Source organism: Rohdeia mirabilis (assembly GCA_007750655.1).
GTDB lineage: Bacteria > Planctomycetota > UBA1135 > UBA1135.
This window is the reverse complement of sequence record CP036290.1, coordinates 4932032-4954743: the sequence shown is the minus strand read 5'-3', so window position 1 is coordinate 4954743 and position 22712 is coordinate 4932032. Positions and strand designations below refer to the sequence as shown.

At 68.2% G+C, this 22712-nt stretch carries 18 protein-coding genes; 3 read left to right on the top strand and 15 right to left on the bottom strand.

The features are described 5' to 3' along the window. Positions 1-509 precede the first annotated feature (509 nt). The 5 genes from Pla163_RS18525 to Pla163_RS18505 form a co-directional block, all read right to left on the bottom strand. Positions 510-1709: a cysteine desulfurase family protein gene (locus Pla163_RS18525; protein ID WP_145192261.1), complete on the bottom strand. Its 1200-nt coding sequence runs from the start codon at positions 1707-1709 to the stop codon at positions 510-512. A gap of 140 nt (positions 1710-1849) precedes the next feature. Continuing rightward, on the bottom strand, positions 1850-2767 hold the full coding sequence (locus Pla163_RS18520) for a ParA family protein (RefSeq protein WP_145192258.1): 918 nt from the start codon (positions 2765-2767) through the stop codon (positions 1850-1852). 87 nt (positions 2768-2854) lie between these two features. Then, positions 2855-3649: a glycosyltransferase gene (locus Pla163_RS18515; protein WP_145192255.1), complete on the bottom strand. Its 795-nt coding sequence runs from the start codon at positions 3647-3649 to the stop codon at positions 2855-2857. Further along, positions 3646-5118, bottom strand: a complete 1473-nt coding sequence (locus Pla163_RS18510; RefSeq protein WP_145192252.1) for a hypothetical protein — start codon at positions 5116-5118, stop codon at positions 3646-3648. The genes Pla163_RS18515 and Pla163_RS18510 overlap by 4 nt, the downstream gene beginning before the upstream one ends. 374 nt (positions 5119-5492) lie before the next feature. Then, positions 5493-8501, bottom strand: a complete 3009-nt coding sequence (locus Pla163_RS18505) for a hypothetical protein (RefSeq protein WP_145192249.1) — start codon at positions 8499-8501, stop codon at positions 5493-5495. 750 nt (positions 8502-9251) lie between these two features. On the opposite strand from Pla163_RS18505, the gene Pla163_RS18500 reads away from it, so the two are divergent. From Pla163_RS18500 to tnpC, 3 genes are read left to right on the top strand one after another with little or no spacing between them, the layout of a single operon-like run. After that, positions 9252-9452, top strand: a complete 201-nt coding sequence (locus Pla163_RS18500) for a hypothetical protein (protein ID WP_145192246.1) — start codon at positions 9252-9254, stop codon at positions 9450-9452. Next, entirely contained in the window at positions 9446-9610 is a 165-nt protein-coding gene (gene tnpB / locus Pla163_RS18495; RefSeq protein ID WP_145192243.1) for an IS66 family insertion sequence element accessory protein TnpB, read from the top strand. The genes Pla163_RS18500 and tnpB overlap by 7 nt, the downstream gene beginning before the upstream one ends. Further along, positions 9610-11424, top strand: coding sequence for an IS66 family transposase (gene tnpC / locus Pla163_RS18490; protein WP_145192239.1), 1815 nt, complete (start codon positions 9610-9612; stop codon positions 11422-11424). The genes tnpB and tnpC overlap by 1 nt, the downstream gene beginning before the upstream one ends. 176 nt (positions 11425-11600) lie before the next feature. Here the strand turns inward: tnpC and Pla163_RS18485 are convergent, their stop codons facing one another. The 10 genes from Pla163_RS18485 to Pla163_RS18440 all read right to left on the bottom strand — a co-directional run bounded on the left by Pla163_RS18485 (position 11601) and on the right by Pla163_RS18440 (position 22590). After that, positions 11601-13142, bottom strand: a complete 1542-nt coding sequence (locus tag Pla163_RS18485; RefSeq protein ID WP_145192236.1) for a sulfatase — start codon at positions 13140-13142, stop codon at positions 11601-11603. Between the two features lie 41 nt (positions 13143-13183). Further along, a complete protein-coding gene (locus Pla163_RS18480; protein ID WP_419186140.1) occupies positions 13184-13921 on the bottom strand; it encodes an N-formylglutamate amidohydrolase in 738 nt (245 codons plus the stop codon). Next, a complete protein-coding gene (locus Pla163_RS18475) occupies positions 13918-15201 on the bottom strand; it encodes a carboxylate-amine ligase (RefSeq protein ID WP_145192229.1) in 1284 nt (427 codons plus the stop codon). Before Pla163_RS18475 ends, Pla163_RS18480 begins: the two co-directional genes overlap by 4 nt. Further along, positions 15198-16697, bottom strand: coding sequence for a RimK family protein (locus Pla163_RS18470; protein ID WP_419186139.1), 1500 nt, complete (start codon positions 16695-16697; stop codon positions 15198-15200). Before Pla163_RS18470 ends, Pla163_RS18475 begins: the two co-directional genes overlap by 4 nt. Then, complete coding sequence (locus tag Pla163_RS18465; protein ID WP_419186138.1) at positions 16694-17554, bottom strand: cysteine peptidase family C39 domain-containing protein; 861 nt, start codon at positions 17552-17554, stop codon at positions 16694-16696. The genes Pla163_RS18470 and Pla163_RS18465 overlap by 4 nt, the downstream gene beginning before the upstream one ends. An 89-nt stretch (positions 17555-17643) precedes the next feature. Further along, the gene (locus tag Pla163_RS18460) at positions 17644-17976 is read right to left on the bottom strand and encodes a hypothetical protein (protein WP_145192226.1); all 333 of its coding nucleotides are present in this window, start codon (positions 17974-17976) and stop codon (positions 17644-17646) included. A 7-nt stretch (positions 17977-17983) separates the two neighbouring features. Continuing rightward, complete coding sequence (locus Pla163_RS18455; RefSeq protein WP_145192223.1) at positions 17984-19570, bottom strand: hypothetical protein; 1587 nt, start codon at positions 19568-19570, stop codon at positions 17984-17986. Between the two features lie 286 nt (positions 19571-19856). Beyond that, positions 19857-20102 (bottom strand): DUF4177 domain-containing protein, encoded by a 246-nt coding sequence (locus Pla163_RS18450; protein WP_145192220.1) that lies wholly within the window; start codon positions 20100-20102, stop codon positions 19857-19859. Positions 20103-20245: 143 nt separating this feature from the next. Further along, complete coding sequence (locus Pla163_RS18445) at positions 20246-21421, bottom strand: HNH endonuclease family protein (RefSeq protein WP_145192217.1); 1176 nt, start codon at positions 21419-21421, stop codon at positions 20246-20248. Next, the gene (locus Pla163_RS18440; protein WP_419186137.1) at positions 21418-22590 is read right to left on the bottom strand and encodes an adenine-specific methyltransferase EcoRI family protein; all 1173 of its coding nucleotides are present in this window, start codon (positions 22588-22590) and stop codon (positions 21418-21420) included. Before Pla163_RS18440 ends, Pla163_RS18445 begins: the two co-directional genes overlap by 4 nt. Positions 22591-22712 lie beyond the last annotated feature (122 nt).

The window sequence follows — 22712 nt, the reverse complement described above, 5'->3', positions numbered from 1 at the left end:
GGGCGTCGTGGCGGCGTCGCTCTCTCCGACTCCGTTCCGGTGGCGGACCGGCGCGGAGGGGGGTGGAGGAACGGACGCTGGGGGGTCGGAGGCGAGCGGGAGGGGTGGGCCGCGACCCTGTGGAGGCGGGGCGAGCGGCGGCACGAGCAGGCGCATCGGCCCCCCGGCGCGCCGCGGTTCTCCACGGCCGGCGAGGGCGTGGGGAAGCCTGTGGACAACGGGGGCCGAACAGGGCACCAACCGGCATTCAAACGTGCTTCGAACGGTGGTTCGAAGGGGTCCGTCAGGCCCTGGTCGGGCGGCCGGTGAGGGTGCGGTCGGGCCGGCTCGAGGGGGCGGACGCGAGGGAGCGGGTGACGACCGAAGTGGCGGCCTGCGCGTGGTTTGCGGCGGCCTGGTGGTCGTGCGGGGCGGGCGGCCCGTGGCTCTGTCGAAGCGTCGTGACGCGCTCGAGGCGGGGGGCGATTAGACGGCTGTCCACAGGGGGGGTCAACGGCCTTTCGAGGCATTCACGGACCCCCAACCGCTCCACCGGTTGTGCCCTGTTTCTCCACAAGGCTGGCGCAGGTTCTGCACACGATATCCACAAGTTGCTCCACGTCGTGGGCGGTGGTGTCCGGGCCCAGGGAGAGGCGCAGCCCCCGTCGCGCCCCCGACTCGTCCAGTCCGAGGGCGAGCAGCACGTGCGAAGGCTCGATCGACCCGCTGGCACAGGCCGAACCGGCGCTCGCCTCCACGCCCTCGAGGTCGAGTCGCGCCAACAGCAGGTCGCCGCCCTGGTCCGTGAGCACGTTGACGGTGTTGGGAAGGCGCGCGGGGCGGGCGTCTGGCGCCTCGAAGGCCGGCCCGAGCAGCCGCGCCCCCACCAGGCCCGCTTCGAGCCCCGCCCACAGGCGCCGCGCCAGCCCCTCGACCCGTTCGGCGTAGGCCGCGCGCTCGGCCACGGCCAGTTCGATCGCCACCCCCGCCGCTGCGATCGCGGCCGCGCTCTCGGTCCCCGCGCGAAAGCCCATCTCCTGCCCCCCGCCCACCGCCACCGGTTCGAGCGCCGCACCTCCGCGGGCCACGAGCACTCCTACCCCCACCGGACCGCCGACCTTGTGCGCGGAGAAGGTCGCGAGCTGTGCGCCCCACTGCTCGAGGTCGATCGGCAGGCGCCCGAGGGCCTGGACCGCGTCGGTGTGCACGACCGGTCGCACGCCCGCGCGCTCGAGGGCGGCGCGCAGACCGGCGAGGTCCTGCACCACGCCGATCTCGTTGTTCGCGACGCCGACCGAGAGCAGGCCAGCGCCCAGCTCGGCACAGGCCCGCGCCGCGCGCTCGACGTCGAGTCGTCCTTCGCCGTCGACATCGAGTTCGAGCAGCGGATGCCCGCCGTCCCGCAAGGCGCGCAGGTGCTCGAGCACCGCCGCGTGTTCGATGGTCGTCGTCGCCAGCGCGGTCCCCGGCGCGAGTTTCGCCGCCGCCCCGCGCAGCGCGAGTCCGATCGCTTCGGTCCCGCCCGACGTGAAGACCACTTCGCCCTCGCGCACGCCCAGAGCCGCCGCCACCCGTTCGCGCGCCTCGTCGATCACCGAGCGCGCGCGCCGTCCGGACCCGTGCACGCTGGAGGGATTGCCGAGTCCCGCGTCGAGCCAGCGCTCGAGTTCCGCCCGGGCTTCGGGTCGCAGGGGCGAGGTGGCGTTGTGGTCGAAGTAGAGGCGCTGCACGGGGGGAGGGTACCTCGGACTCGGTGGCGCCCGCGGATCACCGCGACCGCCGCATCCCACTCGCTCCCTGCGGGCCGCCGGTGTGCCCGCAGGTCCCCGGGGCGTTCGATCGTCGGCGCGCACGTTCGCGCACGCCGACGTTAGCGGGCGTGCCCGACGTCCTGACGCGGCTTCTCGTCGGCGCTGTTCCGTTCCTTCGACTCGGTCTCGACTTCGTCGCCACCTTCGTGCGGCACCAGCAGGTTCTCCTCGGCGCCGTGCTGCACCGGGCGACGTTCCTGGGCGACCACTTCCTCGGCCAGCTCGGCGTAGTGCTGGGCGCCCGTCGAGTCCGGCGCGTAGTCGAAGATCGACTGCCCGAAGCTCGGCGCCTCGGCCAGCTTCACCGTCGTCGCGATCGCGCGGTTGAAGACCTGGGCCGGGAAGTAGCTGCGCAGCTCGCCCAGGATCTCGCGCGCCAACCGCAGCCGGTTGTCGTACAGGCACGGAACGATGCCCGTCACCTTGAGGCCGGGGTTGAGCTCGCCCTTCACCAGGTTCACGACCTCCAGCAGGCGCGTCATGCCCTGCAGCGCGAGGAACTCGGTCTGCAGCGCGACGAAGACCTCGCGGCTCGCGACGAGCGCGTTGAGCGACAACAGACCCAGCGACGGCGGGCAGTCGAAGATCACGTACTCCGCGGGCGCGGCGCCGACCTTGGCGTAGGAGTCGGACTCGAAGCGGTCGACCGCGCGGCGCATCACGAACTCGCGCTCGTCGAACGACGCCATCTCCATCTCGGCGCCCGACAGGTCGATGCCGGTCGGGACCACGCGCAGGCCGCGGATGGCGGTCGAGCGCGCCGCCTGGTCGAGGGTGTGCTCGCCGATCAGGACGGAGTAGCTCGACGGTTCCTCGGACCCGACCTCGACCGACAGGTGCGTCGAGAGGTTGCCCTGGGGGTCCAGGTCCACGAGCACCACGCGCCGTCCGGCCCGGGCCAGGGCGGCACCGAGGTTGACGGCGGTGGTGGTCTTGCCGACCCCGCCCTTCTGGTTGAGCACGCAGATGCGTCGCATGGCCCGTGATGCTAGCCGCGCGGGGGGCGGCGGCGATCGGCCAGGGCGACGGAGGTCCCGAATCGGACCCAGGTGCCGGCCGGAGGTTCAGGAAGTCGCAATCGTGTCGACGGGATCCGGGGCCCCGCTCGGAGGCGCGGCCGGGTAGCGACGCAGGACCTTCGCCGCGACCACGCGCCCCACTTCGCCGAGTGTCCGCAGGTAGCTGCGCAGCGTGATGGAGCCCCCGATGCGGTGGCGCCCTCGGAACGGCGTCTCCGTGACGCGCCAGCCGTAGCGCCGCGCGAGGTACAGGACCTCGAAGTCGAACCCGAAACCGTCGAGGCGTTGAACGCGGAACAGCGCGCGCGCGACGTCGCCCCGGAACAGCTTGAACCCGCCCTGGGTGTCGGAGATGCCGCGGACGACGAACGTGTGGATCAGCATCTGACCGAAAGCTCCCGTGAGTCGGCGCAGTGGGGGGTAGTCGATCTCGGCGGCTCCGCAGCGTTTCGAGGCCACCACCACGTCGGCACTTTCCAGCAGCTCCCACACGCGTTCCAGCTCTTCGATGGGCATCGAGAGGTCCGCGTCCGTGAACAGCACGTGGTCCAAGCGGGACGCAGCGACTCCCGAGCGGATCGCGGCCCCCTTCCCGCGGCACGCAGGGTGTCGCAACAACTCAACGCGCGGGTCGTCGGTGGCCCGCTCGACCTCGTCGGCCGTCCCATCGCTCGAACCGTCGTCGACGACCACGAGTTGGAACGCATCGGCCCACCCGTCCAGGAATCGCACCACCTGACGGACCGTCTCGCCGATGACTGCGGCCTCGTCCAGGGCCGGGATCACGACCGAGACACGTCGGGGTGTGGGACCGCCGCTGCGCGAACCAGGCTCGGTCATCGCGGTCTTCGCTCCATCCAGGTCGCAGGCACGGCTCCGAGCGATCCATGGACCTCGTTGTCGCTCGCCGCGGATCGTGCCGCATCGAGGACGGCGCCGTGCAACTCGGTGTGGTCGAGCGGCACCGGCGTCCACCCGTCGTCGAGCCACACCACGACCGAGCCTCGCTCCGACCACTCCGAGAGTTCCGCATGGAGGTCCGCGACATCGAGCTCCACGCGTTCGCTGTGAATGCGGCCGGGCTCGCCGAACGCGACGGCGGACCGCTCGTGGTCGAGCGGGTTCCACAGCGGCGGAGCGACGAAGAGCACGGCCGCCCGGGGCGACGCTTCGAGCGTCTCAAAGGTCTGCTCCACCAGGTTCTGGAATTCGACGCTCGGACGCACGAAACGCCACGCGAGCGTCGAACGGACCGACCACGTGTGCAGGGCGACCCATCCGAGGGCCATGAGGAACACGGCCGCCCTGGGAACGAACGATCGCCCGCTCACTCCCCAATGGAAGCACGCAGCGGCCATTAGCGCGACGCCGACGACGCTGGGATAGGAGTAGCGCGACGCAGCGACGGCGCCCCACGGGCCGGGCAGGACCGGCAGCAGTCCGAAGAGGGCGAGCACGAGCCCCAGTGCGAGAGCACGCGGTGACTGTCGGGCCTCGTCACTACGGGCTCGCAATCCGACGGCGAGCACGCCGACGATCAACGCCAGGCCGGCCCACAGCATCCAACCTGGCGCGTCGTCCATCGGAACCCGACGCGGGTACGGCAGGACCGCGAGGTTCGCCGCGGCCCTCGGGACCAGGCCCCACGTGAACGCGTACCCGCCCACACCCGGCCGGTCGGCCCAAAGGCTCGGATCGAACGCGAGCGAAAGGTACAGGCCCCCGACCACGGCGAAGGGGACGTACGCAGCGAGGGACCTCGGCGTCAGGGAGCTGCGCCAGCCCTCGCGCACGACCTGGATCCCGAACAGGAGAGGGCCCGCCAGCACGCTGTCCTCCTTCGAGGCGGTGGCAGCCACGAGCGCGGCCACGGCGACGGCGTACCAGATCCAGCTACGGACGCCGGATCCGCGCGCGGACAGGTACCCGATCCACGCGCACCCGCACAGGGCGACGAAGAACACCGAGAGAAGGCCGCAGGCGGCCGCGACCCAGGCCACCACCTCGTTGGGTGCGTAGAGCGATGCGAACACGGCCGTGGCGACGACCGAACTCGAGCGCGAGAGGCCGACTCTGCGCGCGATCGTTCCGACTAGCACCGCCGTGACGGCGTGGAGCGCGAGACTCGCGGCGTGCCAGGCGCCCGCATCCAGACCGAAAGCCCACATGAGCGCGCGATTCCACGCGAAGTGCGCGGGGCGCAGGTGCGGAGAGGGGTAGACCCCGTCCACCACGCCAGCGATGTGGAGCGCGTCGTCGATGGGGTGGAACCACGCTCCGAGTGTCGCGCCGTAGGCGGCTAGCGTCACCACTATCGCGGTTGCCACGGTGAGGCACGTGCCTCGCACGTCCGGGGCAGTGTCGGCGGGTGATTCCCGGTAGTCCATGCGCTCGTCGTCGAACTCCTGTTGTCGGCTCCGCCGGTGGCAACCCCGAGCGGCTCGTGGGAGCGTACCCGGCGAACGGACGAATCGTGCCGACGCTGCCCCGATGCCCACCGTGTTCGCCCGCGAGCGTCTGGCCGAGTGTGTCTCCGAAGAGGCTCCGCACTTGGCGAGATCGTCCGGTGCCACCCGAGACCGTCGCACTCGATTGCCGGCCAAAGCGAATGGTCGAACGTACGGGGGGGCGACCCACCGAGGCCAGGCCCGGGTGGGTCGCCCCCGCTACATTGCCCAGGGCGCTACTGGTGGATGCGGAGTCGCGGCCAGCAGTCGCTGTCGCCCAGAAGCGGGTCCGGGGTCGTCGCCCGGATCCCCACCAGGTAGGAGCCGTTCGCAGCTGCCGGAGGCGTGATGCCGAAGTAGCTGAAGACCCCCGGAGTCGACTCCGTCAGCACGACCGGGAACGTGATGCCCCCGATCACCGACGTGAAGTCCGCGATGACGGTCAGTGCGGCATCGGAGTCCGAGGTGGGCCGATCGACCACGGCCTCCACGAAGAGGATGGTGCTGGCTCCACGGATGCCCGGAATCGCGCGGAAACCTGCCTGTCGGATGTGGGGCACGTCCGCGTCGGCGAGGCCGTCGTTCTCACTGCCGAGCCCGACGCAGGGCCCGGTGATGTCGAACCAGGTCTGCGTCGCACCGATCGTCAGGTACGGCCACGCCTTGGAGATGTTGCTCGGGGTGGCCGCGAGGTAGGCGCGCACACCCTTCAGGTTGTCACCGAGCACCAGCCCGTTCTGCCCTCCAGTGGGGGTCAGAACGATGCTTGCGGTGTAGATGCCGTCCCCGGCCACGTCGTCACCCGAAGCCGAGCCACCGTCGTCGAGGAGCGTCAGCGTTCCGGTCCCGAGCGGGTCCCAAGGCGTCCCATCGGCGTTCGTCGCCTCCACGACGACGGCGTCGCCGTCGCGCTGGGCAACTCGTGCCTCCACTCGGAGCACGGAACCGCTCACGCCGGACTCCAGCCGAGTCGTCGAGTAGCCCGCGAGGATGACCACGGGCTTCGTCGCACTTGTGCACATCACGTAGGCGGGTTCCGCCTCGAGGGATCCTCCACCGAGACCGACCAGCGAGTCGCCCAGGTCGATCGAGGCATTGACTCGGACTGCTCCATTGAGCGACTTGCTCGCCAAGATCCCAGCCGATGAGATCGTGGCGAGACCTTGCCGGTCGACGCTCCACGAGACCAGGTCGGTGACGTCGACTGTGCCTCCGTTCGAGAGGACGATGGTCGCTGCCATCTGGCGCGTACTCGCGAAATCCAGACCGGATGTCTCAGGGGTGATGCGCAGCTCGGCAATCTCCGGCAGGTCCTGATAGACGAACGGAGGGTTCATCACGTCCTGTCGCCAGAGCCGGTACTCTAGGAAGCGCGTCGGGCTCATCCGAGGCGAGCCGGAGTAGGCCTCTTCGTTGAACAGGATGTAGAGACCGTCCGGTGTGGGCGCGAGCACCTCCTCACGGTGGTCGTTGCCGAGGTCGTAAACGAAGGGGTTGGGCCGATTGCCGTGGGGCCAGGTTTCGGCGAGCTTCTCCCAGAAGTGCCAGCCCCGACCCGGACCACCGTTGTTCCAGCCCCAGGTGAGGCGCTCAGAGCCGTCCTTGCCGTGGTAGAAGAAGTGCCACTCGTCGTCGGACGGGTTCAACGGGTCGTACGGCGAGTAGGCGTCCGGGTAGGGTGCGCTCAAGTTCTCGATTTGCGTCGGCGTGGGGAAGTAACTCGGGAGGCCGTCGCCCTTGTAGCCACACGCCCAGACGATTAGGGCGTCCCAGGGATTGCTCACGGCCTCGTCGCGCGAGTAGTCGCCGTCGAAGTCAATCGGCAGCGCACGGCGTGAAGGACCGGTCGAGACTCGCTTGTACGGCTCACCACTACCTGGATCCCAGTAGTAGAAGACGGTTCCATCGATTGCGAGCAGGTCCTCACCGGTCACGTTCGTGAGGTAGCCACCAGCGTCGACTCCACCCACGCCTGTGGGCGAAGGCGGAACGACGACCGGGTTCGCGACCTGCTCCTTCGGGAAAAAGAGCGCCTCAAGTCCGTCGTTCCCGACCGAGAAGTTTCCACTCGCGATCCCCTGACCATGGACAACGGGAGACGCCGTGTTCTCGTCCGCTGACGTCGGAGCGCCTCGCGGAGCCGAAGCGTCACGGAGTCGGTAGAGCGTGTCCTTCTGGTACTCGGGAACGCCAAGGGCCTGGAGTTCGCCGGGCGCCGACGCGACGTCCCATCGGGCGGCGAACATCTGGTCCACGTGGAGGGGGCCAGTGTTCGAGGTCATCTGCTGGGTGATCCAGACTTGTCGACCAGCCTTGGGGTGCGCTTGGTTTATCGGGTCCGGGTCACCGTTGACGTCGGCGTCGACGAAGTCGAGTTCGCCATCGATGAAGAACTCGTCGAATCCGTCACCATCTGAGTCCAGCCAATTGAACTCGTGCGTAGGCCGGCGATCGCTGACTGTGTACCCGGTCGGCAACTCGGTCTTTGTGCCGTAATAGTCGAACGCGTAGAGAAGGACGATCTCTTTTGTCGTTCCATTGTCCTCGAAGCGCCAGACCCCGCAGGTGTCGGCATCGTGGGTGTGAGACACGATGTCTCGCGGGTCGTCTGTGGCATCGCTGACGTTGCACACTCCGGCCCGATTGCCGAGTCCACGATTCTGCTCGCCGGTGAAGGTGTCGCCACCGGGGATCGTGTAGACGGTTGGCTGGGCGATCGAGGTGCCGCTCCAGGCCTGCGTCCCGTTCGACGAGGAGCCAGATCCGGCGGGATATCCCCCAGCGATCGTCGGATTCGAGAGGACGTACAGGGAGTCGCGCCAGGCGTACGTCCCCGAGATCCTCCGGTAGTCCTGAGCGTGCAGCAGCACCTCGTTCTCCCCATCGCCGTCGAAGTCGTGGATGATCGGCCCCGTGAGCTCGGTTCCGCTCCGCTGATTCGGAGTCGGAGGACTTCCTGCCAGGCCGCCGTTCGCCGAATCCAATGCGTACGGGCTCAGCCAGAACCACAGTGGCGTCACGGTCACGGACTTCGTTCCCCAGTCGATGTCCAGCCTCGCCGCCAGTGCGGCTTCGTTCGAGTTGTAGATGACAATGTTGAGGTCGCCGTCGTCGGCGCCTTCGATGTCACCCACCGTCACAGTTGTGCTGTTGCCGTGCGCGGTTCCCCAGTTGAAGAGCCAGTTCTGCAGCTCAGTCGGAACCGTGACCTGCATCTCGTCCCAGAAGAAGGGGTCGGTGGACACGTGTGGCGTCCAACCGTTGCAGGGGTCAGGATCGGGCGGCCACTGCTGTGGTGCAGCGAGGGCGCTGCTTGCGGCGAGCGTTGTGAGTAGGGCAAGGGACAGCTCAGTCTTTCGCATGAATTGTTTGGCCGACACGAAGTCAGCCCCTCGGGGGGGGGGGCGCGGAGAGTGCGGCGGCGGCGTTCCGCGCACGAATCGATTTGTTCTGGGTTGGTTCGTCGCCGGTCGACGAACGCGTCGTGAGAGACGCTAGCCGATGTACTGACGTTTCCGGCGCGTGGTTCGCCGCGCTGTTGCGAAAGCGGGTTTCGTTCGAACCGCCCTAGCGACTATTGAACGAGCGCTTGGCGCGTGTGCAGGTGACTCGCGAGGGCCTGACTCGTGCCAAGCGACGCATCGAGGCAACTGCCGACCAGGCGCACTACAGAGTCGCTAGATCGACGATTCCCACGAAGGGGGTCTTCACTTGGGGACACGCGGGGCGTTCGAGCTTCGAGCTTGAAGACGCGCGGGGTACGTGTCCGGTGACGCCATCTGGCGGAGCGCTCGAGGCGGTCGCATGTTCACCGCATGGACACCGCTCTCGAGACGAGTCCCCAGCCCTCGCCCTCTCGCCCGATCCGCCGCGACGAAGTGCCTGCGCTACTAGCCGAGCTCGAACGGACCGGCGAGGGCACCGCGTCGCTGTGCCGACGCCGCGGGCTCGCGCCGTGGAGGCTCTACGACGCAAGGCGCTGAGCGAAGCGCGGCGTGAGGTCGGACAGCGGCGCCAAGGAGACGAACGTCGCGCCGGTGCGCGTGATCGACGCGACGCCCGATGCGCTCCGCGATGGCGCGCGAAGCGCGCCGCCGCTCCGCATCCGTTTCGACCCGACGCCCACGATCGAAGTGCCGCCCGACTTCGACGCGGCGACGCTGCACCGGCTCCTCGAGGTGCTGCGCTCGTGCTGAGCTTCCCGCCCTCGCAGTCGGTGCGGATCTTCGTCGGTCGCAGCGCGGTGGACATGCGCAAGGGCGCGAGCGCTCTGTCGGCGCTGGTGATCGACGTGATCGACGAGGATCCGCAGTCAGGGCACCTCTTCCTCTTCTTCAATTGGGCCGCGACCTGATGAAGGCGCTGGTGTGGGACGGATCGGGTTGCTGGGTGCTGTCGAAGCAACTCGAGCACGGTCGCTTCCGTGTCTTCGATCGGGTGACCGAGACCCCTTCGCACTTCGAACTGTCGAGCACCGATCTCGCGCTCCTGCTCGACGGGATCGACCTGCGGGGTGCACGGCGGAGACTCGGACACGGCACGATCCACGCGAGGTCTTGTAGTGAGCCGGGCGCGCCCTACCTTCGCGCCGTGGTGGACGCGACGCAGGAGGAGAACGCAATCGATGGAGCCGACTTGGTCGAGCTCACGCGCCGTCAGTCGGAGCAGATCGATTCGCTGTCGCGCGAGAACAAGCTGCTGCGTGAGCAGCTCGAGGTCTTGAAGCGCGGCCTCTTCGGACGCGGCAGCGAGCGGCTGGAGCCGGGACAGCTGCGGCTCTTCGCCGATGGCGAAGCGTCCACTGCGTCCACTGCCGAGACGTCGGAAGTCACGACGCACACGCGTCGCGCGAAGAAGCCTGGCCACGGCCGCTCGGCTTTCCCGGAGCATCTCGAACGCGAGGTCATCGCGGTCGACTTGCCGGAATCGGAGCGCACGCGCCCCGACTGCGGCGAGCTGATGCAGTCGATCGGATTCGACGTCTGCGAGCCCGGGCACATCGTGCCGGCGAAGCTTGTGGTGAAGCGCTACGAACGCGCGAAGTACGCCTGCGCGGCCGGTCACACGGCGAAGACGGCGCCGCTGCCGCACAGCGTGATCGAGAAGGGAAAGTACGAGCCTTTGGCCTACGCCCACGTGGCGACGGCGAAGTACGTGGACCACCAGCCTCTCAATCGCATCGAAGGCATCTTCAAGCGGCACGGCGTGCCGCTGGCGCGGCAGACGATGTGGGACCTGATGGTCCGACTCGACGAGCTCGTCGCGCAGCCGGTGCTCGAACGGATGCGCGAGGAACTGCGCGCCGAAGAGGTGCTGCAGTCCGACGAGACGCCAGTGACGCTGAAGTGCGAAGGTGCTCGTGGCACGAAGCAGGGCTGGGTCTGGCTGTGGCGCAGCGTGAAGGGCGCGGGAGCCGAGAAGGTGCCGCTCGATTTCAAAGAGAGTCGCGGACGCGCGGGGCCGCTCGATTTCTTGAAGGGCATCAGTCCGGTGCTCGTGCGCGACGGCTACAGCGGATACTCGGCGGCGGTCGAGGCGGGTGGCCTGGTGCGCGCTGGGTGCTGGAGTCATGGTCGGCGCGGCGTGAAGGAAGCGCTCGATGCAGGCAGCGGCGCTGCCGCGCCGCTGCTCGTGAAGATCGGTCGGCTGTTTCGGATCGAACGCGCGGTGGCGCGACGCGTCGAGCGCGACGGGCTCGAGCGCGTCGCCGTGCTCGCGCTGCGTGGAGAAGTGCGCGCGCGCTTGTCGACGCGCGTGCTCGAAAGGGTCTACGCCGAGGCGAGTCGTCTCGAACAGGACCGCTCGACGCTGCCGAAGTCGCGGCAGGGCAAGGCTGTGGCGTGCCTCTTCAATCAGCGCCGCGAGCTGTCGGTCTTCGCGAGAGACCCGCGCGTGCCGCTGCACAACAACGACGCAGAGCGCGACCTGCGGCACCTGGCGGTGGGCCGGAAGAACTGGCTCGTCTTCGGTGCCAAGCGCGGCAGCGAGGTCGGGTGCCGGCTGTTTTCGCTCGTGCTGTCGGCGAAGGCCGCTGGCGTCGACGTGGAGCGGTATCTCGAGGACCTGCCATATCGCATCGACGATCCGAATGCGTGTGGCGTCGAGAAGATGACGCCGTGGGCATGGGCGGAAGAGCGGCGGCGCGAGGCCGCGGACCGAAGCAGCTGAACCGGCGCGGCGGGCGCGTCAACCGGGTGCGGGGATGGCGTCGCTGGACACGTACCGCGCGGGGGCTGCGAGCTCGCGAACTCGGCTCGCGAGTACCCAGGTCCTCCGTCGCGCGCGTTCGTGCAGGCATCAGCGCGCTGCGAACAGGCCCCGTCACGACAGTGAGCAGCGTCTCGTCAGCGATTCGATCCCCCGCTCGGTTCGAGCGGGGGGAGGATCGCCGTGCCGTCGTCACGACAGATCGAGAGTTGCACGTTGCGCGTGGTGATCCACTTGTCGAGGTCCGCCAACATCGTATCCACACGCTTGGGATCGCTCGACGCCAGGTCCCGCGTCTCGCCCGGATCGCGTGCCAGGTCGTACAGCTCGAGCCCGCGCCCCGGCTCGTCCGTCGCGCCGTGGAACCAGATCAGCTTGTGGTCGCCGAGCCGCACCGCGCTGTAGGGCTGGATGCCGGGGCCCGCGTTGCCCCAGAAGTGTGGCTGGTGCCAGAAGAGCGGCCGTGCGCCCGTGCCCGGTTCGCCGCGCAGCACGGGCCGAAGATCGGTGCCTTCGACCAACTGTGCGTGTTCAACGGGGATCGCAACGCCGGCCGCGGCCAAGAGCGTCGGGAAGAGATCGTGACTGATGACCGGCTCGCGACAGACCGTGTTCGCTCCCGCGACGCCCGGCCAGCGCACGATCCACGGCACGCGCACGCCGCCCTCGTACGCACTGCCCTTGCCGCTCGCGAGCGGCGCGTTGTGCGTGTGTGGCTCGCCGTCGCGACCGTGGGCCGACAGGCCGCCATTGTCGGACGTGAAGACGACCAGCGTGTCGCCGGCGAGGTGGAGTTCGTCCAACAGGTCGAGCGCCGCGCCGAGCATCGCGTCGGCGCTCGTGACGAGGCTCGCGTAGGCTCGTTCTCTCGCCGGCAGCTCGGCGTAGAGCTCCGCATAGCGCGGGTTCAGCTGGATCGGCGTGTGTACCGCGTAGGGCGCGAGGTGCAGGAAGAACGGCCGGTCGGGCGCTTCGTCCACCGCGCGACGCAGTTCGTCGCAAGCCCGTTCGGCGAGGACCTCGGTCAGGAACGCGTCGCTTCCGTGCACATCTTCGAGGCCCGGAACCGCCCACGCGCCGCCCGCTCCGAAGCCGTCCTGCGCGAAGTAGCTGCCCGGCGCACCGAGACCGTGGCCCGCGACGTTGACGTCGAAACCGAGCGCGAGCGGATCGGCGCCCGGCGTCCCCACCGCTCCCCAGTGCGCCTTGCCCACGTGGATCGTGCGGTAGCCCGCTGCCGTGAGGAGGCCCGGCAGCGTCACCTCGCCCGGTTGAACTCCGTCGACGCGCCACTGCGGCGGCACGAGGCCCTTCCATTCGCGCGAGGTGTCGCGACCGGCATTGCGCACCCAGTACGTGATGTGCGACGCGCCCGGCGAGCGTCCGGTCAGGATCGCGGCGCGCGTCGGCGTGCAGACCGGCGCGCTCGCGTAGCCGTCGGTGAAGCGCACACCTTCGCGCGCGAGGCGTTCGAAGGCCGGCGTCACGTAGCGCGCGTTGAACGGCGTCGGTGCGTCCGCGAGCGGCACCGACAGGTCCTGCCAGCCCAGGTCGTCGACGACGAAGAGCACGATGTTCGGGCGCGAGGTGTGCACCGCACCGTTCGCACCGGCCGCGAGTGGAACGGCGCACGCGGCCGACGAGAGAGCGACTACCGCGAGCAGGAGGAGTCGAAGCATGGCGCCGAGCCTAGCGCGCGCCGCGTTCGACGTCGCCGCTCTCAGTGCCGCCGCACGTCGCGCCGACCTTCCGCTTCCGCGAGCGTCTCGACCACGTCCGCCACCAGCCGTTGCCAGCCGCCGCGACCACTCACCACGTGACGTTGGTTGATCTCGACCTCGATGCCGATGTACGCGTCGGGCCCCCACACGCCGCGCAGGTGCGTGGTGAGTCCGTCCGCCGTGCCGCGATAGGGCCGGTTGCGCGCGAGCACGAGGTCGGGGCGCCGCGTGGCGAACGCGCCGAGCCAACGGTCCGCGAGCGCCTTCTCGAGCGGGCGCTGCGGGTCGTACAGGAGCGCCACGTCCATCGTGCGCACGTCGCCGTCGAGTTCGGGCGTGAAGCTGTGCACCGCGACGTGCAGGACGGGTCGCCGTTGCTCGAGCGCCTCGGTCAACTCGCGCTCGACCCGTTCGCGGTGCGGGCGCCAGTGCGCGTCGACGATCGCCTCGCGCGCCGGGGCGTCGAGGCCGTCCATGAACGACGAGAACAGCGCGCGGTGGTGCAGCGAACGGTTGAGGTCCACGACGAGCCGCGTGCAGGTCGCCGCCACCAACGGCGCGTCGAACCGCCGCGCGAGGGCGCGCGCCAGCTCCAACGATCCGGCGTCGAATCCGCGGTGCGAAGCCAATGCCTTCACGGCGCCTGACTCAGCGAATCGCGCGCGCAGCTCGCTCGGCAGCGACTTCGGGACCGCGTTCGACGCGTGCTCGGCGGTGATGACGATCGATTGGGTCACGGAAGGTACGGACGGCCCTCGATCAGGCATTCCGCCAGCGCTTCCAACTGGTCGCGCAGGGCCGCGCGGTCGGGCCGTTCGGCCGAGCCCAACGCGGACAGCATCCGTTCGGCGAGCGTCCCGTGCTCGAGCAGGACGCGCAGGGGTTCCTCGAGCTCGACCGGCCCGCGGAACGCATCGGGCAAGAGGCGCGCGAACAGCTCGCCGCAGGTGCTCGGCGCGTCCGACTCGAAGCCGAAGAGGGCCGCGTACTCCGGTCCGGGAAGCCGCGCGTCGCGTCCACGGGCCGTCGCATCGATCAACAGGGCGAGCAGCGGACCGGCGCTGAACGCACGCTGGCGCGCACCGCTGGACCAGCGCTCGTCGACGAGTCCGCGGACGAGTTCGGTGACGGCGGCGCACACGGCCAGGTCGGCGCCGGCGTGCTCCTGGGAGTCGATCAGACGGATCTCGACGGCCATGCGGTCGAAACGCGCGATGGCGCCGCGCGCGTTCGTCCACTCGACGCCGATGAACGGCTCGCCGACGCCGAGCGCGGTGAGCTGCGCGTCGATCGGGTCGAACACCGCGGTGCGGTAGCCGGCGCGGTCGAAGACCTGTTCCGGGATCACCGCGCCCGTCATCGCGCCGACCTTGGCGGAGTTCGTGCGGTAGACCTCGAGGCGGTTGTCCAAGAGGCCCGTCGCGCGCCCTTCGATCCACGGGGACGCGGCCGCCAACGCGGGCACGAGCGGCAGCACCACGCGCACCGCCGCGAGCAGGCGACCGAACTCGTCGTCGTTCGCGAACGGCAGGTTGAGGTGCACGCTCTGCAGGTTCGCCCAACCGTGGCGTTTGCAGTCGAAGAGCCGGTCGTAGGTGGCGTAGATCTCGGAGTTCTCGTGGCGCCACAGCACGGTCTCGTCGCTCGGTCGCATCCACGGGTGCATCGCGCCGGGAACGAGGCGCGCGCCCAGCCGCCGCGCGATGTCGTCGGCGCGGCGTTGGCTGACGCGGAAGGCGGCGGCGATGCCGTCGAGGCGCGGCACGGGCCCGGCGGTCTTGAACTCGAGCACGTGGTTCACGAGCTCGTTCGACCACTCGATCGCGCCGTCCTCCACGTCGCCGACCCACCCCTGCTGGTCGACGGCGACGCCGTTCGCCTCGGCGGCGGCGCGGCGCAGCAGGCGGTCGGCCACGGGCAGCACGTCGAAGCTCGTCGCGTCCACGAGCGGGCACTCGATCTCGATGCCGTAGCCCTCGAACAGGGACAGCGGACGTCGTTCGGACTCGTTGCTCATCGCGTCCCCCGTCGCGCTTCGACGCGCGTGCGGAATCCCTCGGCGAGCTTCGCCCACAGCTTGTCGCCGAGCACCGCGTCCTCGCAGCCCGCGTTCAGGTTCGGGTTGTCGTTGACCTCGGTCACGACGACCTTGGTGCCGAGCTGCTTCAGGTCGACGCCGTAGAGGCCGTCGCCGATCGTGCTCGCCGCCTTGAGACCGATCTTCAGCACGGACGGCGGTACGTCTTCGAGCGGCACCGTCTCGACCTTGCCGTAGGAGTACTTGCCCTTGTCCTCCTTCTTGACGATCTGCCAGTGCCCGCGCGCCATGAAGTAGCGGCAGGCGTAGAGCGGCTCGCCGGCGAAGACGCCCAGGCGCCAGTCGAAGTCCGAAGGCGTGTAGGCCTGGACGAGCACGAGGTCCGAGGCCGACAGCATGCGCGTGGCGGCGAGAACGAGCGCTTCGGCGTCGTCGCAGCGCACGACGCCCTGGCTGAACGCGCTGTCGGGGACCTTCAGCACGCACGGGAAGCCGATGCGCTTCTCGACCTCGACCGGGTCGGCCGTGGCGGTGATCCAGGTCTTCGGGATCGGCACGCCCTTCAGTTCGAGCGCCTCGGTCTGGAAGACCTTGTTCGTACAGCGCAGGATCGACTGCGGATCGTCGATCACCACCAGGCCCTCGGCTTCGGCGCGTTGCGCGAAACGGAAGGTGTGGTGGTTGACGGCCGTCGTCTCGCGGATGAACAGCGCGTCGAACTCGGCCAGGCGACCGTAGTCGTCGCGTCCGATCGACTCGACCTCGAAGCCGGCCTTGGTCGCGGCGCGCTCGAAGCGCAGGAGCGCCTTCGGGTCGGACGGCGCGAGCTCTTCCTCGGGATCGACGAGGATCGCGAGGGCGTACGGCGCGCGCTGGGTCTGACGCGAACGCGAACGCGGGCGCGCGAAGTACTCCTGCGCCGCGCCGAGAGCGAAACTGCGGTGCGACTCCGGCACGTCGCGCAGGGCGATCGGTGCCACGCGCGTGAGGATCCAACGGACTTCTTCCTTGCCCGGTTCGCCTTCCTCGGTGCGTTGGAACCAGGCGCGCATCAGCGGCGCCGGGAACAGCGAGAAGAGCTTGCGCGCGAGGCGTTCGTGGCGCGCCGCCGTGTTCTGGCCGAAGTAGATCGAGAGCTCGAACGTCTGCGAACGCAGCTCGTCGAAGCTCTTCCTCGTCAGTTCTTCGATCTCGTCGGCCGCGCTGCGCACCAGCGCGCGACTCTTCATGTCGAGCACGGTCAACAGGTCGGGGAACGGTCGGTGGCGACGCGCCGCGGCCAGCAGCGACACGTAGTAGCCCTCCGTCTGGTAGCGGTACGAGCGGCACAGGTTGAAGACGCGCACACCGCGTTCCTTCGTCCAGGCGCCGTTCGTGAGGTAGTCGTGGGCGAGCACCACTTCGACTCCCTCGGTGTCCATGGGCCAGTCGCCGGCGCGGCTGACCACGACGATCGTTCGGATCGAGGTGTTCATTGCTGAGCTCGTTTCGACCTCTTCGTCTTCTTGGACGTCTTGGACGTGCGCGCCAGCGGTTCGATCGCGAGCAGGTTCGCGTCGTACGTGAGCACGCCGAGGTAGATCGCTCCGATCAGGCGCGTGGTCGCGACCGGATACGTGTGGACGGGCGACAGTGGATTGGGGTGCATGGGGTCCGTCACGCGGATCGCGCGCACGGCGGTGTCGTATCCGGTCAGGACGACGAAGTGTCCGCTCGGATCGCCGGCCACGTCGTCCTCGCGGCCGTCGGAGTGCTCGCGCATCTCGCGGTAGAGCCAGGTGGCGGAGAGGCCGGTGAGGAGCGGGACGCCGCGGTTCAGGAAGCGACGCAGCAATGCGGCGTCGAGGTCTTGGAAGACGATCTTTCCACCGGTCTCGACGAACTCGACGTAGGCGTCGCAGGCGTTCGCGAGCTTGAGGTCGGGGCTCGGGCGCAGGCGCAGGGCCGCCGCTCGTTCGCGCAGCTTCGTCGCCAACGACTTCGGCGGAGACGGCTTCGGAGGCGTCGTCGAGTCCCCGAACCACGTCGGGTCGAAGACGTTGATGTTCCAGGTCACCAAGGTCGCCGCGTAGCCGCGCGCCAGGGCGTGCAGGCCGAGGTGGACGCCGAGCGTGCCGCCGCCCTCGACCGTCCGGACCTCGTCGCGGATCGTGCCGAGCGGACGTTCGTCGCCGAAGTACCGGTAGACCGCGTGCAGGCAGGTGGGCCCGCAGGTCGTGTCGTCGGGCTGGCGACGGATCTCGAAGTCCGCGAGATCGTGCTGCTGCGGAGGAGACGGTGTGCGCTTGGCGGCGCTGCGGCGGTCGGGACCGCTCGGCAGTGATGGGGGCATCTTGGTGGTCGCGCGGGACGTGATCGCCGCAACGGCGCGGGAGTATCGGACCGAGTGCCCGACTTCACATCACAAATCTTCGCACGTTCTCACCCCGTCCGGCCGGGCTCGAGCGGGAGCTCCTCGAGTTCGAGGTACGACGCCCGCCAGACGGTCAGGTAGAGCGGCACCAGGAGGACGCGCCACCCGACCGGCGCGGGCCGCACGACGAACGAACGGTCGCCCGTGTCGTGGGTCAGCTCGACCCCGCGGCTCGAGCACCAGTCGATGCGCGCTTCGAGCGTGTGGGCGTTCCCGTCGACCTCGAAAGCGGTCGATTCGCCCCGACGAACCTCGGCGACCGTGCGCCCGTCCACCTGGATCCGGTAGGCGCGCAGTCGATCGAACGGGTCCTGTTCGCGCCGGACGTGGATGGTGGCCACGGTCGGGTCACCCTTCGTCGCCGGAGGTCTCGCCGCCCTCCGCCGGGGCTTCTGCGGCGGGCGGCGCGGCGGCGGCGGCCGCTTCCTCGAGCGCGGGCAGCGTCACCTCGAGTTCTTCGATCCACTGCACCAGTCGGTCGCGGAAGGCCTCGAGCGGCAGGCCGAGCTCTTCTTCGAAGGCGCGCACCAGCGACCCTTCGCCCTTGATCTGCCCCATCAGCGTGAACAGTGCTTCGGGCCGCGACTCGACCAGGTAGGCCGCGACGGCGTGGCTGATGACCACGTCCTCCCAGGCCATCTTCACCGTCGGCGTCGTCAACGCGCGCGCGAACTGCGACACGGTCAGCCCTTCGTCCACGACCAGCGCCCGCGCCAGGAGCAGCCAGCCCTCGGTCGACGGCGGGACCCGGTCGAGCCAGCTCTTCGCGCCCCCGATCTCCTTGCCGTACTCGTCCTTCGTGCGGATGTCCCAGAACGACAGGCGCGTGCCGCACACGTGGTGCGCGAGGTACGAGGTCAGGCCCTGCTGCGCCCAGCCGTCGTCGGTCCAGACGCCGAACTTCTCGGTCAGCGCGTAGCCCGCGGTCTGGAACGCGGTCAGGTCGTTGCGCACGATCTGCGCGGCGTCCGAGATGACCACGCGTCCCGTCAGCCAGCTCGACGTGACCTGGATGCGGTACTCGAGCTCGTCGGGCGGCGTCAGCGAGTGCTGGGTGAAGAAGCGATTGCGCTGGGACGGTTCGAGGGCGTAGATGACCGTCGGATAGCCCGGCGACCCCGCGCGGCGGAAGATCGAGCGGAACAGGTCGCGGGTGAGTTGGGCCGTCTCGATCAGCTGGCGCGTGTCCTCGGGCCCGAACGTGCTCGTGATGTTCATCTGGCCGAGTCGCAGGGTCGTGACCCAGTCGAGCTCGATGTCGCGCGCCAGCTCGTCGACGCCGTCCTCGCTCGGCTCGTCGAGGTTCGCGCGCAGGGTCGCCATCGTCTCGGCCAGCTCGGCGCGGCGCTCGATGGCGGTGAGCGTGTCGTCGAGCATCCAGACGCCGTGAACGGGGTGGCGCGACTGGCCGAGGGCGGTGCGCAGGGCGGCGTCGTCGGGGTCGAACGGCAGCAGCTTCGCCAGCTCGGCCCGGCGTCGCGCTTCGGTCTGCGGCGTGGCGGCGATGCCTTCGAAGGCCGCGTCGACCTCACCGCGCAGTTCCGCGAGCGCGGCTTGCTTGAGCTGCGCGAACTCCTCCGGCACGCCCGGCTCGAACTCGTCCTTCGGGTCCTTGCGCCGCCCCTGCTCCCACTCGCCCTTCTTCTTCTTGAAGCCGAGTGCCTTGCGCGCGTCCTTGTCCTCGGGGTCGTAGGACAGCACGACCTCGTACATCTCGTTGCGCCCCGACTCGTAGCCGGCCGCGTCGGCCCACTCGGCGAGTTCGAGGGCCTTCGCGAGGGCGCGGGCGCCGACCGCGCGCAGGGCGTCGAGGTCCTGCGGCGCGGCGGCGAGTGCGGCGGGTGCCGCAGCGATCGAGCCGGGCGCGGCGGCGAGTGGAGTGGCGACCGGAGTCGCGCCGGCGGCCAGGAGGAGCGTGGCGAGCGAGTGGAGCATGGCGGGATGGTAGCGGCGCGCGGTTCGAGACGTGGCGCCGCCCTACGCGCGGCCTGAACACAGGTTGGTCTCGGTACGGCCCAGGGGCCCGCGGGCGCACACGGGGCCTGGCATGTCGTGAGCCCGCAGGGACCGTCCCAATCCCCCACCCGCCCCGTCATCGGGGAGAAGACTGCCCAGCGCGACGGATGGTTGCGGGTCTTCCGCGGTGCGACGCCGCGTAGATCGGTCGTGACCGCGAGAGCGAGCGCGGCGGTTGGACGCGGCCATCCACTGCATCGGCGTGTTAGGTGGCGAGTCGCCGCCGAAAGACCACTTGGTCATGGCGCACATACGTCGGCCCTTGCGAGAGGAGCGCTCCAAGGCACCCCGGCTTCACTTCCAACGCCACGGTCGTGACAGAGTGGAACTCCCACCCGTTCCTAGCGCCCTCGTTGATCAACGACTCGAGTTGCTTGCTCACCTCGCCGATCTTGCCTCGATTGGCGAGGGATCCGAGGAAGGGCACGACCTTGTAGGTGTAGTCGGTCATCGGGTGAAGGGATGTACCGCCGTTGTCAACCCAACGAGTAGCGGTTCAGCGGCGGGCGGCGCAGCCGACCGTCCGCTGCAACCGGTTGTACGGCGGCCCAGCCGCCCCACCCGCTTCTCCTGCTGGCGCGCGTCGCGGACACACTATCGATTGCCCTTCGCTCGGTTGTGCGTGACACAGAGCATTTGGCAGTTCTTAGCCGAAGAATCCCCGCCCTTGCTCCATGCCGAAACGTGGTCAGCGTCCATCTCGTCGAGCTTGTAGATCCTGCCCTTGTTGGCATCGTGACCCACAGCGCACAGCGGGCAGTTGGACTTGCCTCTGGCCTCCGCGACCCTCGTCTGCTTCTCGTAGACGGACTGCTTGGTGGCATCGTCGAACACGCGCACTTCAAGGAGCTTCGTCTCCACCTTGCCGCCGAGGATGAACTCGAACACCCCGCGCCGCTTCTGGACGTAAGGGTTGGCGTAGAGCCGCTTCACGTCGGCGGACACCTTCTTTGGGTCATACGACTGCGCGTGGTATCGCTCGTAGAGCGCTCCCCATTCAAGTCCCTGCATTTCCTTCTTCACGTCCTCGAAAACAGTTGACCCCCAATCGATCACCGCATTGAAATAGGTCGTGAGCTCGTTGATGCTCTTGTCGTAGCGGTGGGCGCTCATGTACCCGCCGATCCCCCCCGGGGCGTCCTTGCTCACCCACCCCAGCGCCCGCTGCAAGAAATCCTGCCGGTTTGCGCTGCCCTTAATGTAGGCGCTCCACTTCTGGATGTTCGCGTTCTGGCTGTTGCTGAATTCTTCCTTGGCCTTCGTGACGAACGGGCCGGAGTAGATCGCGTTCAACAGCTCCTGCTCATTGAGCGGCACGCCGGCGATGTTGATCGTCTCGAACCATTGCTTGATCTCCGTCTCGGTCCCTTCGCACTCGTAGATCAAGAGCTTCGAGGCCGCTATCCGCTTCTGCTGGTCGCCTGGCAGGCTGTCGAACATCTGCGGGTTGGGGCCGTCCATGATGGCAAACTTGTTCGTGACGAACCGCCCGATGCTGGTGATGCGCTGCTGGCCGTCGAGCACCTCGAACTTGTCCGGTCCGACCGTGTTGAAGTAGATCAGCCCGAGCGGATACCCCTTGAGCAGCGAGCGAATGACCGCCTGCTCTCGCTTCCCGCTTCCCTCGGCGTAGATGTAGTTCCGCTGGTACTCTGGTTGAATGGTGAGCTTTCCGCCCAGGCCGAACAGGCCTTTGCCTTCGAGCTGGTTGTAGACGAAGCCGTTGCAGACGTCGGCGACGGTGAGGTCGGTGCGCAGGGTGGTTATCACTTCTTCCCCTTGGTCGGTCGGCGGTGGCGGATCAGCAGGCGAGCGTAGGTTGACACGAGCTTGCTCCCAACGCGGATCGCCCCGCGACGATTCAGATCACCGTAGTTTGGAGCATCTGCGTCTGAGTATTCTTTGGTCTTGAGTCCGGAGTTGTTGTCCCGGTCTGTAATGCCCAGTATCTCAAACTGTTCCGGGTTGTGCCGGTCGAGAAAGCTAATCGGAACGCCCATAGCTCCCTTGTAGTCCTCGGGGATAGCGTCGGTGTAGGGGACTTCGATCGCGTCGTAGTTGTCGTACCGGTCGTACTCTCTCTTGCCCTTGATCTTCTTGTGCTTGCTGAACTTCAAGTTGTCGGCCATGCTCATACACTTCAGCTCTTCATGGCGTCGGCCGTGGTCGAGATTCGTGAACCATCCTACGTTCCGAAACTTGACCAACCCCGTGCTCTTGTCATAGACGCCGTTGGCGAACTCCCTCACCCTATACGCAGGGATGCTGAAATACGCATTCCCTTTGGCAAAACCCGCTCCAACCCACATCTTGTTCTCTTTGACGAGCGGGAAGATCTCCTTGTAGGTGATCGCGTTCTTGCTGCCGATAATCAGGAACTTCTTCCCGTGCTCCACGAGCTGCACTACGTACTCTCGGAACAGCGAGAACGGCGGGTTGGTGATGACGATGTCGGCTTCCTTGAGAAACGCGACGCACTCGGGGCTGCGGAAGTCTCCCCCGGGGTATCGGTCGTTGCCCTTGAGCGATCTTCGAGCGGCCTTGTTGCGCTTGAGGAATATCTCGACGTCGGTCACGTTCGCCGCGCCGTCGCCGTCCTCGTCCTTGACGTGGTCGAGGATGACGGCCAGCGCCTTCGGCTTTTGCCGCTTACCGTTGCCCTCGTCGTATTCCGGAAACAGCGTCATTTGCCCCGCAATGGGAGATCCGTCGTAGCTGGTGGTGATGAGCTTCTTCAGGCCGAGCTTGTTGAAGTTGGCGGCGAAGTACTTGAAGAAGTTGCTCTCGAAGGGGTCATCGCAGTTGCAGTAAACGATTTTGTCGCGGAAGGTGTCCGCGTCGAACTCTAGGTAGGCTTCAGCTTCCTTCTGGATGTCGCCGTACTGGGTATAAAATTCGTCTTGCTTGGCAGACTTGGCTGCATGCAGGCTTCGATTCATTGGTTCGTCTTCCGCCCTCATTGAGCCGTCCGTCGAATGGCTGGTCCGTGCGTGCCGTTTAGGTGATGCCGTCTTGGCCATGGCGTTAGGGATGCTCCATCACGGTCCGCCGAACGCCTTGT

Bases quoted from the DNA above. Each gene is read 5' to 3' on its own strand.
- Pla163_RS18485 (WP_145192236.1), bottom strand. From the start codon at position 13,142: ATGCTTCGACTCCTCCTGCTCGCGGTAGTCGCTCTCTCGTCGGCCGCG.
- Pla163_RS18470 (WP_419186139.1), bottom strand. From the start codon at position 16,697: ATGAACACCTCGATCCGAACGATCGTCGTGGTCAGCCGCGCCGGCGAC.
- Pla163_RS18475 (WP_145192229.1), bottom strand. From the start codon at position 15,201: ATGAGCAACGAGTCCGAACGACGTCCGCTGTCCCTGTTCGAGGGCTAC.
- tnpC (WP_145192239.1), top strand. From the start codon at position 9,610: ATGAAGGCGCTGGTGTGGGACGGATCGGGTTGCTGGGTGCTGTCGAAG.
- Pla163_RS18520 (WP_145192258.1), bottom strand. From the start codon at position 2,767: ATGCGACGCATCTGCGTGCTCAACCAGAAGGGCGGGGTCGGCAAGACC.
- Pla163_RS18440 (WP_419186137.1), bottom strand. From the start codon at position 22,590: ATGAATCGAAGCCTGCATGCAGCCAAGTCTGCCAAGCAAGACGAATTT.
- Pla163_RS18450 (WP_145192220.1), bottom strand. From the start codon at position 20,102: ATGACCGACTACACCTACAAGGTCGTGCCCTTCCTCGGATCCCTCGCC.
- Pla163_RS18465 (WP_419186138.1), bottom strand. From the start codon at position 17,554: ATGCCCCCATCACTGCCGAGCGGTCCCGACCGCCGCAGCGCCGCCAAG.
- Pla163_RS18455 (WP_145192223.1), bottom strand. From the start codon at position 19,570: ATGCTCCACTCGCTCGCCACGCTCCTCCTGGCCGCCGGCGCGACTCCG.
- Pla163_RS18515 (WP_145192255.1), bottom strand. From the start codon at position 3,649: ATGACCGAGCCTGGTTCGCGCAGCGGCGGTCCCACACCCCGACGTGTC.